The sequence below is a fragment of the Photobacterium ganghwense genome, assembly GCF_017329545.1.
Lineage (GTDB): Bacteria > Pseudomonadota > Gammaproteobacteria > Enterobacterales > Vibrionaceae > Photobacterium > Photobacterium ganghwense.
In genome coordinates this window covers 1,831,958-1,846,593 of the sequence record NZ_CP071326.1, presented here as the reverse complement: position 1 = coordinate 1,846,593, position 14,636 = coordinate 1,831,958, and the positions used below count along the sequence as shown (strand labels likewise).

Annotated in this window: 17 protein-coding genes; 9 read left to right on the top strand and 8 right to left on the bottom strand. The window is 54.5% G+C overall.

Features of this window, described 5'->3' with window-relative positions:
* The first annotated feature begins 19 nt into the window (after window positions 1–19).
* The 9 genes from flgF (at window position 20) to FH974_RS24405 (ending at window position 8,827) form a co-directional block, all read left to right on the top strand.
* Complete coding sequence (gene flgF, locus FH974_RS24445; protein ID WP_047885075.1) at window positions 20–751, top strand: flagellar basal-body rod protein FlgF; 732 nt, start codon at window positions 20–22, stop codon at window positions 749–751.
* A 197-nt stretch (window positions 752–948) separates the two neighbouring features.
* Window positions 949–1,734, top strand: coding sequence for a flagellar basal-body rod protein FlgG (gene flgG, locus FH974_RS24440; protein WP_207103900.1), 786 nt, complete (start codon window positions 949–951; stop codon window positions 1,732–1,734).
* 10 nt (window positions 1,735–1,744) lie between these two features.
* Window positions 1,745–2,422 (top strand): flagellar basal body L-ring protein FlgH, encoded by a 678-nt coding sequence (gene flgH / locus FH974_RS24435; RefSeq protein ID WP_047885077.1) that lies wholly within the window; start codon window positions 1,745–1,747, stop codon window positions 2,420–2,422.
* Window positions 2,422–3,555, top strand: a complete 1,134-nt coding sequence (locus FH974_RS24430) for a flagellar basal body P-ring protein FlgI (protein ID WP_373689499.1) — start codon at window positions 2,422–2,424, stop codon at window positions 3,553–3,555. The genes flgH and FH974_RS24430 overlap by 1 nt, the downstream gene beginning before the upstream one ends.
* 9 nt (window positions 3,556–3,564) lie before the next feature.
* Entirely contained in the window at window positions 3,565–4,143 is a 579-nt protein-coding gene (locus FH974_RS24425) for a rod-binding protein (RefSeq protein ID WP_207103899.1), read from the top strand.
* Window positions 4,144–4,148: 5 nt separating this feature from the next.
* The gene (gene flgK / locus FH974_RS24420) at window positions 4,149–5,516 is read left to right on the top strand and encodes a flagellar hook-associated protein FlgK (RefSeq protein ID WP_047885079.1); all 1,368 of its coding nucleotides are present in this window, start codon (window positions 4,149–4,151) and stop codon (window positions 5,514–5,516) included.
* 26 nt (window positions 5,517–5,542) lie between these two features.
* Window positions 5,543–6,439: a flagellar hook-associated protein FlgL gene (gene flgL, locus FH974_RS24415; RefSeq protein WP_207103898.1), complete on the top strand. Its 897-nt coding sequence runs from the start codon at window positions 5,543–5,545 to the stop codon at window positions 6,437–6,439.
* Between the two features lie 14 nt (window positions 6,440–6,453).
* Entirely contained in the window at window positions 6,454–7,509 is a 1,056-nt protein-coding gene (locus tag FH974_RS24410; protein ID WP_207103897.1) for a flagellin, read from the top strand.
* Between the two features lie 127 nt (window positions 7,510–7,636).
* Window positions 7,637–8,827 (top strand): sugar transporter, encoded by a 1,191-nt coding sequence (locus tag FH974_RS24405; protein WP_047885082.1) that lies wholly within the window; start codon window positions 7,637–7,639, stop codon window positions 8,825–8,827.
* Window positions 8,828–8,955: 128 nt separating this feature from the next.
* On the opposite strand, the gene FH974_RS24400 is transcribed toward FH974_RS24405, so the two are convergent.
* The 8 genes from FH974_RS24400 to fliS all read right to left on the bottom strand — a co-directional run bounded on the left by FH974_RS24400 (window position 8,956) and on the right by fliS (window position 14,636).
* Window positions 8,956–9,246: a hypothetical protein gene (locus FH974_RS24400; RefSeq protein WP_047885083.1), complete on the bottom strand. Its 291-nt coding sequence runs from the start codon at window positions 9,244–9,246 to the stop codon at window positions 8,956–8,958.
* A gap of 235 nt (window positions 9,247–9,481) precedes the next feature.
* A complete protein-coding gene (locus FH974_RS24395; protein WP_207103896.1) occupies window positions 9,482–10,612 on the bottom strand; it encodes a flagellar motor protein MotB in 1,131 nt (376 codons plus the stop codon).
* Window positions 10,612–11,469, bottom strand: coding sequence for a flagellar motor stator protein MotA (gene motA / locus FH974_RS24390; protein WP_207103895.1), 858 nt, complete (start codon window positions 11,467–11,469; stop codon window positions 10,612–10,614). The genes FH974_RS24395 and motA overlap by 1 nt, the downstream gene beginning before the upstream one ends.
* A gap of 8 nt (window positions 11,470–11,477) precedes the next feature.
* Window positions 11,478–12,206 carry a FliA/WhiG family RNA polymerase sigma factor gene (locus tag FH974_RS24385; RefSeq protein ID WP_047885085.1) on the bottom strand — a complete coding sequence of 243 codons (729 nt, stop codon included), beginning with the start codon at window positions 12,204–12,206 and terminating at the stop codon, window positions 11,478–11,480.
* A gap of 7 nt (window positions 12,207–12,213) precedes the next feature.
* The gene (locus FH974_RS24380) at window positions 12,214–12,699 is read right to left on the bottom strand and encodes a flagellar basal body-associated FliL family protein (protein ID WP_207103894.1); all 486 of its coding nucleotides are present in this window, start codon (window positions 12,697–12,699) and stop codon (window positions 12,214–12,216) included.
* Between the two features lie 52 nt (window positions 12,700–12,751).
* A complete protein-coding gene (locus FH974_RS24375) occupies window positions 12,752–13,936 on the bottom strand; it encodes a flagellar hook-length control protein FliK (RefSeq protein WP_242551927.1) in 1,185 nt (394 codons plus the stop codon).
* Between the two features lie 3 nt (window positions 13,937–13,939).
* Entirely contained in the window at window positions 13,940–14,254 is a 315-nt protein-coding gene (locus tag FH974_RS24370) for a hypothetical protein (protein ID WP_047885087.1), read from the bottom strand.
* Window positions 14,247–14,636 carry a flagellar export chaperone FliS gene (gene fliS, locus FH974_RS24365; protein WP_207103893.1) on the bottom strand — a complete coding sequence of 130 codons (390 nt, stop codon included), beginning with the start codon at window positions 14,634–14,636 and terminating at the stop codon, window positions 14,247–14,249. The genes FH974_RS24370 and fliS overlap by 8 nt, the downstream gene beginning before the upstream one ends.

Below are 14,636 nucleotides of genomic sequence, written 5' to 3'. Positions count from 1 at the left end.
GACAGAGAGAATCAGTGTAATGGATAGCTTGTTATTTACCGCAACCAGTGGTGCCAGCCGGGTGATGAAGGCCCAGCATGTGCACTCGAATAACCTGTCGAATGCCGATACAGTCGGATTTCGGGCGGATTTGGAGCGGGTGCAAAGTATGCAACTGCAGGGCAACGGTTTTGCAGGTCGCACTCTGGTTGCCACGAACTCGGCGTCTACCCGTTTTGACAGTGGTGACATGATCAAAACCGGCCGACCGCTGGATATCGCCATTAATGGCGAGGGTTTTTTTACGGTGCAGACGCCCGCTGGCAATGAGGCTTATACCCGGGCCGGTAATATCCGGGTTGATGAACTGGGTAACCTGACCGTCAATGGGTTCCCGCTGATGGCGGATGGCGACCCTCTGGTGCTGCCTGCGTACCAGAAAGTGGAAGTCAGCGATAAAGGTGTGATCAGCGTGATTCCACCCGGCGGTGGAGCGGAAGTGGAAGTCGGGCAGCTCAAGCTGGTGAAACCGGCGGCGACTGAGCTGCAAAAGGAAAGCGACGGCCTGTTCCATGCTGTGCAGGGGGAAGCTTTAGCGGCAGACCCGACGGTGCTGGTGGCGGCAGAGCATCTGGAAGGCAGTAACGTGTCCGCCATTGATGAGCTGGTAAATGTCATGTCTCTGACTCGCAATTTTGAAATGCAGGTACGGATGATGAAAACCGCCGAAACCCTGGCTCAGGCCGGAAACCGGTTAATGAGTAATCGCTAAATTCAGGCGGGATGGTTACTGCAGACAGGCGACGAAAAGCAATCGACAAGCGTCAGTCACAAAGCCTAAGTAGCGAAGTCTAAGCAACGAAACCTAAGCAACGAAACATAAGCAACCAAGCCTAAGCAACCAAGCTTAAGTGACAAGCATTAGCATCACAGCATCCGCGACGAAACAAACAACGAGGAGAAGCAGGAATGCATTCAGCATTATGGGTCAGTAAGACCGGGATGGCAGCGCAGGACACCAAGATGACTGCCATTTCCAACAACCTGGCGAACGTGAATACCGTCGGTTTCAAACGTGATCGGGTGGTCTTTGAAGATCTGTTCTACAGCATCCAGCGTCAGCCGGGCGCTCAGGTGGATCAGGTGAATCAGTTGCCAAGCGGGGTACAGCTGGGCAGCGGGGTACGCGTGGTCGGTACTCAGAAAGTCTTTACACAAGGGAACTCACAGAACACGACGCAGGACTTGGATATGGCAGTGCTGGGCGCGGGCTTTTTCCAGATTGAGAATTCTGACGGGGAAATCATGTATACCCGCAACGGCCAGTTCCATGTGAATTCTGAAGGCCTGATGGTGAACAGCCAGGGGCTGCCGTTGCAGCCGCAGATTCAGGTGCCGGAGAATGCCACCAAGCTGAATATCGGTGTCGATGGCACCGTGACCGCCGTTGTCGCCGGTGACCCGCAACCTCAGGATCTGGGACAAATCACGCTGGCGAAATTTATCAACCCGGCGGGTCTGGAAGCCATCGGCGGTAACCTGTTCCGTGAAACGGAAGCCAGCGGCGCTGCCGAAGAGCTGATCGCCGGTCTGGATGGCGCGGGCAGCATCAAACAAGGGGCATTGGAAGGCTCGAACGTGCAGGTTGTCGAGGAAATGGTGGACATGATCACCACTCAGCGCGCGTACGAAATGAACGCCAAAGTCGTGTCCGCGGCTGACGACATGCTGAAGTTTGTCGCCCAGTCGGTGTAAGGGGCCAATGATGAAAGGTCTGTCTTTCTCTTTGCTGGCCTGTGTGTCTGCAGCCGTGCTATCCGGCTGCAGCATCCGTCCGGAATTTGTGCCGCCTGAGCCTGATGATTTGGCTTATGCGCCGCCGCCGCTCAACTATGCGCTGCCTGAGGCGCAGAACGGTAGCTTATACCGCCACCAGTACATGATGACACTGTTTCAGGATCGCCGGGCCTACCGGGTTGGGGATATGCTGACCATTTTGCTGGATGAAGAAACCCAGTCGAGCAAAAAAGCCAACACCAAATACGGCAAGGACTCTTCCCTGAATTTCCTGGCTCCGACCTTTGGCAATACCACCCTGGATGATTTGTCAGCCAACATTGAGGCCAATCGAGGCTTTGACGGTGCAGCTTCTAGCTCGCAGGGCAACAAACTGCAGGGCGGAATTACGGTAACGGTTCACGAAGTGCTGCCAAACGGCGTACTGCGTATCAGCGGTGAAAAATGGATTCGCCTGAATCAGGGAGATGAGTTCATTCGACTGACCGGCATTGTCCGGGTGGATGATGTTGATCGTCGCAATCAGGTGTCCTCACTGCGTATCGGTGATGCCCGCATCACCTACTCTGGCCGCGGCGCGCTGGCCGACAGCAATGCTGCCGGTTGGCTAACACAGTTCTTCAATAGCCCATGGGTACCATTCTGATGCAGACACTCCGAACCTTTTTCCGCGCGTTGGCTTGCACCGCCGTGTTAGGCAGCCAGGTATTGATAACGCCGCTGGTACAGGCGGAAACCCCGATGCCGATTATGGATCTGGTTGATATTCAGGGCATTCGTAACAACCAATTGGTGGGCTATGGCCTGGTGGTCGGTCTGGACGGCACGGGCGATCGAAACCAGGTGAAATTCACCAGCCAGTCCATTACGAATATGCTGCGCCAGTTTGGGGTGCAGATTGGGGAAGGGACTGATCCCAAACTCAAGAACGTGGCCTCGGTCAGTGTGACGGCTTATGTCTCGCCAATGTCCGGCTCTGGCCAGGAATTGAATGTCGTCGTGTCATCGATAGGGGATGCGAAAAGCTTACGGGGTGGCACGCTGCTGATGACGCCACTGCGTGGTATCGATGGTGAAGTGTACGCGGTGGCACAGGGCAATGTTGTGGTTGGCGGGGTGCAGGCGGAGGGCCGCAGCGGCTCGAAAATCACCATCAATACCCCGACCACCGGGCGGATCCCGAACGGGGCTACCCTAGAGCGAGAGATTCCGTCTGACTTTAATGACAAAGACACCATCACCCTGAACCTGCGTAAGCCCAGCTTCACGACGGCTAAAAATATTGCCCGTGCCATTAACGGCATTTTTGGCCCGGAAGTGGCAACCGCCATTAATCAGGGCAAGGTTGAGATGCTGGCACCTAAAGACACGCAGCAGCGGGTCACGCTGATGTCGATGCTGGAAGATATCACGGTGGTGGAAGGGCGTCGTCCGGCGCGGGTGGTGTTCAACTCCCGGACCGGTACCGTAGTGATCGGCCAGCATGTCAAAGTCAGCGAAGCGGCAGTCAGCCATGGCAACCTGACTGTGACGATTACCGAGAGTCAGCAGGTCAGCCAGCCGAATGCGTTTTCCAATGGTGAAACCCGAGTTGTGAATGAGTCCGGTGTCGATATTAACCAGGATACGGCGCAGATGTATATCTGGCCGGAAGGTACGGAGCTGAACACCATTGTTAGTGCGGTAAACAGCCTGGGTGCGACGCCGGATGACCTGATGTCGATACTGCAGGCGTTGCAGGAAGCCGGTGCACTGAACGCCGAACTGGTTGTGATTTAAGGAGGGGGCATGAAAGTAGACAGTAATGGTGACATGGCACAGATGAACGCCATGCTTTACCACGACAACAGCGCGCTGGCCACTATCCGGCAACAGGCCGATCAGCAGGGGGCGCTCAAAACGGTCGCTGGCCAGTTTGAAGCCATGTTCCTGCAAATGGTGCTGCGTCAGATGCGCAGCAGCAGCGATGTGCTGGCGCCGGAGGACAATCCGTTTTCCAGCAAGGAGCAGGGGGTATACCGTGATTTTTACGACGGTCAGCTGGCCATCGAACTGGCAAAAAAGCAGCGCAGCGGGATCGCTGACATGCTGATTAAACAGCTGAGTCCGACCCTGCCTCATGCCAGTCAGGCGCTGTCAAAAATGCCGGTCAGTCATGCCACGGCGCCGCAAACGGCAGCCAACGATAGCGTTGGATTGGGCACTGCCGCAGTCACCACGCCTTCGACTGACGAGGGGCTGGCCGCGTTTAATGATACGGCTCTGGCCGCCGCCTACGATCCAAGAGTGTCCTTCCGTCAAATGTTTCAGGAATCCATGGGCACCGTTGCTTTCCAGCAGCCCCTGATCCATAAAGTGGAGCTTTAATTGCCATGTCCATGATTAATATCGCGTTGTCTGGCCTCAATGCCAACAAAGTCGCGCTTGATGTGACCGCCCAGAATGTGGCGAACGTGAACACCCCGGGTTACAGCCGGCAACAGGTACTGACCAGCTCGCTGGGCGGTCAGGGGCGCCACAGTGCCGGAGGGGGTGTGGAAGTCACCAGCATTCGCCGTGTGGCCGATCAGTTTCTGGTCAAGCAAACCTGGCAGACCAACAGCCAGGCCGCGTATTCTTCGCGCTATTTGTCGAACATGAGCCAGCTGGAAAGCCTGTTGGGCGCGGATGCGTTCAGCCTGTCTGGCGGACTGGATACATTGTATGCGGCGCTCAACGATGCCACGGTGAAACCACAGTCGATTCCGTTGCGCCAGCAGGTGATTAACGAAGCAGAAGCGCTGTCACGCCGTTTCAATACGCTGACCGAATCACTTCACGCTCAGCACAAAAACATGAGCGATCAGCGGGGTGCGGCGGTTGAGCATGCCAACAGTCTGCTTAGCAATCTGGCTGATGTGAACCGCCAGATTGTTGAAGCTTCAGCGACCAGCGGTAATGCCGCGCAGCTGCTGGATACCCGGGAAAACCTGATTGGCGAGCTGTCGAAGCTGATGGACGTCAGAACCACAGAACAACCGGACGGCAGCCTGCAGGTGACCCTGGCTTCCGGCCAGCCACTGGTACTGGGCTCGGAAGCCGCTCAGCTGAATACGGTGCCTGACAACACAGATCCTTATCTGGCGACGCTCAATCTGGAATTTTCCGGCCAGCATTTTCCGGTGAACGGAAAAGTCGGCGGGCAGTTGGGGGCGATTGATGATTATCAGTTGGAGACCCTCAAGCCCAATTTGGCAGCATTGAATGATATGGCTGCGAACCTGGCGGACGAATTCAACCGCGTGCTGGCTACCGGTAAGGATTTGAACGGCAATCAGGGGGCACCGCTGTTTACCTACAACCCGGCTAATCCGGCAGCCAGTCTGACAGTGGCCGATTTGTCTCCGGAAGACCTGGCGTTTTCAGCTGATGGTACGCCGGGCAACAGCGAAGTGCTGCAGAAGCTGGTGGCGATTGGAAACCAGTCTTTTGCCATCAGTGGGTTTGGCAATGTCACCATCAATGATGCGTTTACTTCGATGGTTGGCGAGACCGCCATTAAAACCCGTCAGGCCAGTGCCGATCATAAGGCAGCAGAAAGCCTGAATAAGCAAGCGCTGGCAGCCCGCGACAATCTGAGTGCGGTAAACAGTGATGAAGAAGCCGCAAATCTGATGGTGTTTGCCAATGCCTATCAGGCCAACATGAAAGTGATCAGTACCGCCAATCAGATGTTCGATACGGTCTTGCAGCTATTTTAACGGCGTCGCACAGAAAAGGTGATGAAATGAGAATCAGTGATACCCAGTTCAGTCAGATGATGCTGCAAAGTTTGCAAAGCAATAATGCCGGGCTGGGCGAAGTTCTGCAGCAAATGTCAACGGGCAAGCGTCTGACGAAGCTTTCTGATGCGCCCATCGACTCGATCAAACTATTGAACCTGGAGCGTGAAGGGCAGGCGCTGGATCAGTACCGCAATAACATCAGCAATGTTAAAACGACGCTGTCGAGCCAGGAAACGTATCTGGACGCCGCCAATGAGAGCCTGAAAAGTATGCGGGATCTCGTGCTGTGGGGCGCAAATGAATCGCTCAGTGAGGATGACCGAATTGGTATTGTCACCGAACTGGAAAGCCTGCGTGATAGCCTGGTGTCGACCTTTAATGCTCAGGATGAGGAAGGCAATTATCTGTTTTCCGGTACCCAGACCGATCAGCCGTCACTGGTTGCCGCCGGTAGCGAATATGTCATCAACGGCAATAACGACAAGCGCGTAGTGACGGTGGCGAAAGGGGTGACCATGGAATCCAATGTCACGGCTGGTGAAATCCTTGAGCTTGGCGGCGACAACATCATCAACCGCATCGATAAGGTGATAGCCGAGTTCAAACAGCCAACCGCGGCGTTTCATGATGAAGTGAACAGTGCGCTGAATGCGGTTGATGCGACGCTGTCCAATGTGCTGGAAGCAATGACGACCATCGGTGGTCGTCAGAACAACCTGGATTTGCTGGAAAACAGCCACAGTGAAAACAAACTGTTTGTCGACAAGGTCTCGGGTGATCTCGAAGCGCTGGACTACGGCGAAGCGTCGGTCAGGCTGAATAATTACATCAGTGCGCTACAGGCCACGCAGGCCAGTTATATGAAAATTAATGAACTATCGTTGTTCGGACAGCTGTAAGAGGGCAGGGACGTATGGTTAATGCAACGGCTGACGTTGGCCCTCAGAGCGTCCGGTTGACCGGACAAGGTCAAACCACCATTACCCCGTCGGCCGTGACGGATCGTTCCGCTGCTGAGGTGCCGGCCATTCGTCCGGCCCGGATGGTATCTGCGCCGCAGGGACATTTTTCAGTCTCCAAAGCCGTGCTGGCAAAAGGTCAGCACCAGGCGACAACAGTGCAGGTGGCGCAGCAGGCGCTGCTGCAGGTCGGGCGAGAACTGCAATCGATGAAGCGAGTTCTGGCACAGTCTCTGAGCAGCCAGCAACCAGCGCCGCCATCGTCGAATGACAAGCTGGCCCACAGCCAGCAGGTTATTCGTCACACTCTCGACAGTGCCCGCACGCAGGAAGGGCGGGTCTTGGATGCCCAACTGAAGGTTCAGCTGAACGGTCAGGCTGGCCGCGCATTTACCATTCCCGGCCTGAACCTGACCCGGTTACGCCATCAGGCAGAGCAGCTCAGGCTCGATTTTCCGCAAGCGGGGGCCGTTACCCTGCAGTTTGATCCACGACTGGATGACAAACAGCTGGTACGCCAACTCGATCGGAATTTGATTCCGCTGGGAATGCGGGCAGCCGCCACGGATGGCGGCGAATTGGTGTTTAAAACGACAGACAGTGCGTATCTGCAGATGCAGCAGCAGGTGCTGGTTACCGGGCAGGGACATCGATACCCGGCAGGGCAACCCAATCAGATCCGTCTGCAACCTGAACCTGAAGGGGTTGAAGACCTGTCCATCAGCACGGCGCACCGTGACGGTATTCGTCAGACCCTCAGTAAAGTGAATCTGCATCTGCGCCAGGTTCAGCAGAGCCTGGATGATATTAAAGCCTACCAGGCTCAGTTGGCGCAGCAAATGGAGCAACAACTGGAAAGGCTGGGCACTCAGGGCGATGTGGCTGCCGCTGAAGGCCGACTGAGCCATTTATCCGCCCAGTTTTCCGGTGGGTTCAGCGCGACCTATCAGGCGATCACGGCGCAGGCCAATGTTCACCGACACACAGTGGTTGCCTTGCTGCGCAGCTGAGGCTCGTCTTTGGGATGTGCCAGCGAATGAAAACCAGCCTGCCGGCTGGTTTTGTCTTTCATTTACACCGAAAGGGCGAGACAATCCCCGCCTCCTGTTCTCTTCTGTTTATCTCTTTTTTAAAACTATGACGTTATCTGCTGCAGTGACGAATGAGCCTTCGCGCCATCGTCAGTATTTGCGTGTGTTCGCGCTGGGCTTTAGTGCCTTTATCTTTAATACCACTGAGTTTGTGCCGGTCGGGTTGTTGTCTGACATCGCCCGTGATTTTGACACGACGCCGGCGACTACTGGTTGGATGCTGACAATTTACGCCTGGATCGTGGCTTCCATGTCGCTACCCATGATGATGCTGACCAGCCATATTGAGCGCAAAAAGCTTCTGTTGATGGTCTTTACCCTGTTTATCGTGAGCCATGGTTTCTCGGTCATTGCCTGGAATTTTGAAATGCTGGTAGCCAGTCGGATCGGCATTGCCTTTGCACATGCGGTGTTCTGGTCGATTACCGCTTCTATCGCGATTCGGGTAGCACCGCCGGGTAAGAAAACGCTGGCACTCAGTGTGCTGGCGACCGGTACCTCGCTTGCGATGGTGCTCGGGGTGCCATTGGGTCGGATTATTGGTCAATGGCTGGGTTGGCGAACCACCTTTGGGGTGATTGCTGTCGTGGCGTTGCTGATCATGATGGCGCTGTTCAGGCTGTTGCCGCCATTGCCAAGTCTTTTCACCGGCTCGATGAAAAAACTCCCGGAATTGCTGCGTAAGCCAACGTTGATGGGGCTGTACCTGTTTATCTTTCTGATCTTTACCGCTCATTATTCGGCGTACAGCTACATTGAGCCTTTTATGAAAGGGATTGGCGAGGTAAGTGAGCACTTCACTACTTTCCTGCTGCTTCTGTTTGGTATTGCAGGCATTCTGGGCAGCGTCATTTTCGGTTACTGGGGGGAGAAGGCCAATACCCGCCTGCTCGTTGGTAACACGGTGGTTGTGATGGTGTGTATGGCACTGTTGCTGCTGGCTGTTTCACATCCCTGGACAATCAGTACCGTGCTAGTGTTCTGGGGTACGGCGCTAATGATTGTGTGTCTGGCGATGCAGGTCAAGGTACTCAATATCGATACCCATGCTTCTGATATGATCATGTCGATGTTCTCTGGCATCATCAATCTGGGCATTGGCGCCGGGGCACTGATTGGCAGCAAAGTAATCCAGTGGCGTTCGCTGGAGGAAATTGGTTACGTCGGGTCTGGGTTTGCGTGCCTGTCTTTGGTGTTGATAATGGTGTTGTTGATGAGGTTCCCTACCATACGCTGAGTCAGGTGAATTCAGCCGGTCGATACACGGACTATGTTGGTCATAAAAAATCCGAGGGTGTGCTTGCCCCTCGGATTTTTTTTGCCGGTAATCCGGTAAAAGACCGGTAGCACGAAGATAAGACCTCGTTAGGCCAGAAAAAAGAAATACAGAAAACAGATAAATGCCAGCAATGTGGCTGACAGGGTTGGGTACACAATATAAGAATCATCCCGGCGGTTGGCCCGCTGGAAACACAAGAAGGTCAGGATGACGTTATAGAACACCAGCAACAGGCTGATGAGCGTACCTTGTCGCAACGTGAGGGCGTTCAGCTTCAGGAGAAACATTGCCAGAAGGCAATAATCTATCACAATCAGCCAGAGAAAGGTTTTTTGCAGGGTATCGGGCCTGCGTGTCCGTCGTTCAATGTGCGCCATGGTTGACCTGTCTGACTTCCTTGAAAATACGGTGGCGATTATAACCGTGTAGCGGAGGGTGCAAAGTCACTGTTTATTCCACAATGGTTGAATGGTGTCAAAAATCCCTTTGTTTCCATTCAGTTCCACAAGTTTATGTTTACTGCTTGATTCATGTTTACTGTCCTCAGCGGTTCCGAACGTTAAGTATTGATTGTTATGCATCGAACGTTCGGAACATGTCCAACCGGTCGGCTCAGGAAAGCGGTGATGGTTGGCTAATTCTGGCGGTGAGTAAGTGCGCCTCTGCCTGATGAGTTGCCTGAATATGTCCTGGCCCCTGATCTGGCCCAAGCCCCTTATCTAGAACCAGGCCTGGCTCCTGATCCGGCATCGACGTGGCCGCTGGCTGACGGTATGAATCGCTGACCGGGTGGTTTTGAACCAACTGGCGTCGGAGTACTGGCTGGTTCTGCTCTGCAGCCTGGCGTGCTTTATTGACCGGGTTATCCGGGTTTTTGCTGCCAAACAGGGTGTCGAGCACCTGAGCTGCCGGTGTCGTCAGAATAAACAATTCAATCCGGCGGTTTTCGCTTGCATCCGGCTCTTCATGATTGAGCAGGGCGCGATCTGACATACCAGCCACCTGCAGTACCCGGTTCTCGGGCATACCGCCAGCGATGAGTGTCTGGCGTGCCACGTTGGCGCGTGAGGCAGACAGTTCCCAGTTAGATTTACTGCTGAAATGGCCTTTAAAGCGGGTAGCATCGGTGTGCCCGCTGATGATCAGCTGGTTACTGATCTGTTTGAAAATCGGGGCAATGGCCAGCAGCAGATCTTCGAAAAACGGTGTGAGCTGGGCTCCGCCCCGACTGAACATGTTCTGGCGGAAATCGTCCTGCAAAATGATCCGCAGTCCCTGTGGGGTAACATCTACCATCACATTGCCTTGGGCGGCAGCCTGCTTGGCCATTTCTTCTACTACTTTAGCCAGCAGCGTCAGCTGTTCCTGAGTTTCAAAACTGCCGGGGATCAGGGCATCGCTTTCCGGTCCGTCACCGTTGCCGTCAAAAAAGGAGGTGATAGTCTGCGCGGCATCGTGTGAGCTGAGATCGGCGGCTTCACCGCCGAAATCAATCGGAGAAAGGCTGTTGGCAGTATCGAAAGGGTTACCGGCACCTTCGTCAAAAATGCTGGAGCTGTTCAGGTAAGCGACGATGGCCCGCCGCTCTTTCTGATCCACCACCTGTAGTAGCCACAGCACCAGGAAAAGGGCCATAAGAGCAATCATGAAATCAGCAAACGCCACTTTCCATGCGCCTCCATGATGTTCTTCATGGTGCCGGTTACTGGCGCGTTTAAAGACGATGTGCTCTTGTTTTTGCATTACCCCTCCTGTTCAGCCAGCCATTTCTCCATGTCGTTGAAGGAAGGTTTGATGTCCAGCTGGATATGTTTTCGTCCGGCATCGATAGCGAGTAAGGTTGGTTTTTTTGCTACGTATGCCACCAAAGTTGCGCGGGTACATTCAAAAGCGGTCATATCACGTTTTACGCGCTGCGCCATGGCATTACTGGCTGGGTCAAAAATGCAGTAACAACCGAAAATACCTAAGAATGTGCCCACCAGAGCGGCTGCAACGTGGTAGCCAATCATCGCGATGGAACCATCAATCGCCTGCATGGTGATGATGATGCCCATAACGGCTGCCAGGATACCGAATCCCGGCAGGGCTTCCGCGGTACGTTGCAGTGAGCGGGAAGGTAACAGCAAATCCTGCTCGATAGCCGCAATTTCCTGCTCCAGCAGTCCCTCTAACTCAAAAGGCGACATCTGCCCCATTGCCATTAAACGCAAATTGTCGGTAATAAACGACACCAGTTGCGGATGCTCTGCGACCAGCGGGTAGCGGTGAAATAGCTCACTATTGGCCGGGTCTTCGATGTGGCGATCCAGCGACTTGAAACCGCTGGTGCGAATGTTTTCCAGCAACACTTGCAGCAGAGCCATGAGCTGCATGTAAAACTCTGATTCATCCTTGCGGGGGGATAACACCTCACGCAATTGGCTGCGCATGTCTTTGAGCACATGAGGTGGGTTGCCAATGATCAGGGAGCCGATGGCCGCACCAGCAATGATCAGCAGTTCCGCCGGTTGCCAGATAGCGGCCAGCTTGCCCCCGGCCCAGAGGTAACCGCCAAAGACGCAGAGAATGATAATCAGGGCACCTGTAAACTTTTGCATGGGATCTCCTAAGACGACAGGTATTGGTTTAACTGTTTCAGCGCCTGTTTGTGCAGCTGACAGATGCGGGGTGGGGTCAGATTCAGTACCAGGGCAATTTCATGCAGGTTCATATCATGCTGATAGAACAGCGTGAGCAGCAGTTGCTCCCGTTGCTTCAGTTTGGTTAGTGCAACTTCAAGGGTTCGCTTTATCTGCTCGTGCTGAATGGCATCCTGATGGTTGTCGTGGGCCATATCCGCCCCGTTTTCAATCAGTTGATCCAGGCTTTGCATTTCGCTCGCCAGACTGGCGTGAAGCCGCTGCTGGTAATCTTCTTTATCTGTACCCAGTGCCTCAATGATCTCGGCTTCGCTCGGCTGGCGGCCAAGCTGCTTGGTGAGATCTCGGGTGATGTCATTGAGCTCGTGGGCCTGCTGACGGGTTTGACGAGAGCGCCAGTCCAGACGACGTAATTCATCCAGAATGGCACCGCGAATCCGACACACGGCGAAAGCCGGAAAATTCGGGTCATCCACATTTTCATAGCGGCGGGCCGCTTCGAGCAGACCGAGCATGCCCAATTGCTGCATATCTTCCAGGCTGCAATGGGTACTGGTATGGCTGCGCAGCTGATTCACCACGCGTTTAACCAGAATCAGGTGTTTGCGTATCAGGCGGTCTTCGTTGAACGCCGGACGCTGAGCGCTGACAGGCTGCTCGGCGCAATAATGATCGGCAGGGTTCATATCAAGCATGGTAGCCTCACTGGATCACGTATTTGGTGAGCAGGACATCGTCGATATCTCGCGCGATGTGGGTGTCGGCAAATGCCGTCAGCAGGGTTTGTTTGACTTCTTCCTGCAGGGCATCAATGGTTGGCTGGTTTTGCAGCTCTTCATACGTTTTGTTGCTGAACAGCTTCAGCAGGGCATTGCGTACCACCGGCATGTAGTTGTCGATGTTTTTAATGCGCTCTGGCTGGTAGGTTGCAATGGCCAGTTCCAGCATCACGAAGTGCGTCTGGCGGCTGCCTTTGACACTCAGTACCAGTTTGTCCAAAGAATGAAACACCGGTTGATCGGATGGGGCTTCCTCAGTCTGAAAACTGAAGCTAGTCAACATCTCGTCCAGGTTGAACTGGCGGTGGTTTTTCATGTACCAGACCGTCCCGGAAAAGGTGAGCGCCGAAGCAATGACGCTTATCAGCAGCGAGGCGAAAAGCAATGTAGTGATTTGTTTTTTGGTCATGAATGCAAGTCCTTACTTGGCGGTCTTTGGTTGGCCGATAAAAGCGACACGCTTAGGCGGTCAGGGACAGCCAGTGATCTGAAGATGTCTGCTCACTGTGTTCTGCGGTGTCGTTCGCCTGCCGAACCCATGGCTGGAAACTGTCATCTTCCGGTTGTGAGGAAGAATGTGACGAGCTCTGATCACCCTGGCCGACATTCACATCGACGTGCACAAACTGTTGCTGCTGAAGCTCGGCACGCAGTCGTTCAGAGACCTGTACCAGCGCATCTCGAACGGCTGCATTGTTGGCATTCAGCTGAATGTTGAGTCGATCACCTTCCACGCGCACCAGCAAATCCAGTTTGCCCAAATCCGGCGGATCGAGACGGATACGGGCTTCCTGAAGGTGCTGAGTAGCCTGAAGAGAAACTTTGTCGTGCAGTACTTGCAGCATTTGTTCGCCCCATTTGGCAGGTTGGCTGCCGTCAAGGTGCATGGCTGCCCAAGTCACGGGACCGGCTGACTGAGCGGGCATTGTCGGACCGGCACCAGTTGCGCTGGCACTGCCCAGCGAGCCATGTAATGAGTTATTGGCCGTGCCGAGGGTCTCGGTGAATGTGGCGGTTCTGTCCGCTCCCGGCAGCAGGGTATCGCTCAGCCCGTTGCTTACACTGCGCTGGCTTGCCAGCATCCCATCCGTCAGAGGTGTACCCGATAATGTTGAACCCGGCGATGTGCCGGATGTCCAGCCATTAGGGCCTGTACTGGTCAGCCCATTGCTGGCGCTGACGGCATCAGCAGATAAGGAACCTGTCATCAAGAAGCCAGCGGTGAGGCCTGTCGGCATGGCTGTGCCAACCGTCGTGGCGGACATGACCCCGGGAACGGCTGCTATCTCTCCTGACATGGCTGATGTTGCTTGTCCTGCAGAATTCCCGGTATGTGGCGATGCCTTCGGATTCGCTGGCATCGAATGAGAGGCAGACATACCGGCAGCAGGCATATCGGCGGCAGATGAATCATCCTCGGCAGTACGGGAGTTTCGTTCAGCCGAAGCGTGTGCTTTATCGTTGCGGGCGGTGTTGTCCGATTGCTTGCGACGCTGAGCTATCTCGCGTGCTGACGAAAAACTGTCATGTCCGGCTTCAGGCACCGGGCTTTTTTTCGGGCTGAACGCATTTTTTAGACCCAGGCCTTCGGATACCGAGCCGGATATTGCGTTGGAGCCATTGTTAGGAAGAATGGAAGTCTGCATCCTTTACTCCATGTTCAGAGCCAGTTGATAGGCTTCAAAGCGCTCTTTCTGATCGCCGGTGGCAGCGATCTGGATCTGGACTTCCTCTCGGGCTTCCGAAAGGGCCTGCATCGCGCGTTGGTGTTCCAGTTGCAGACGTGCCAGTTCAGCCTGAATCTCGGGATTCAGGCCGGATTGCCGATACTGTTGACGGCATGCTGTCAACAGACGGCGAAGCTTCAGATCGGTCTGGCTCAGCACTTGCCAATCCTGTCGCTGTGCGGCCAGGAATAGCTGCTGGCGACACTGTTTCAGCATGGCGGCAGTGACATTAAACATGCGTACCGAACCCTTCCCAGCCTTCACGGATATTGGTCATGACCTTTTCGACGTTGTCGAGGCGGTTCAGATCGTTGTTGAGGCTGGCGCGGAACAGTTCAAACTGGGCAAACTCGTACAGATCGTGAAGGTTGGCTGCAATTTCTCCGCCTTGTTCCATATCCAGCGCACTGTCCAGACCCGTCAGAATGTTCATACACTTATTGATCCCCGTGCCTTTTTCGGCAAACCGCTTCGCGATGATGTGGCCTTTGATTCGTACCAGTTCATCCATAAAACCGTTAATCAGCATCAGTACCAACTGATGCGGGGAAGCAGAGGCAGCCTGGGCATCCAGATCAACTTGCTGGTAAGAGTTAAAACCGGAATCTTGCATTAACAT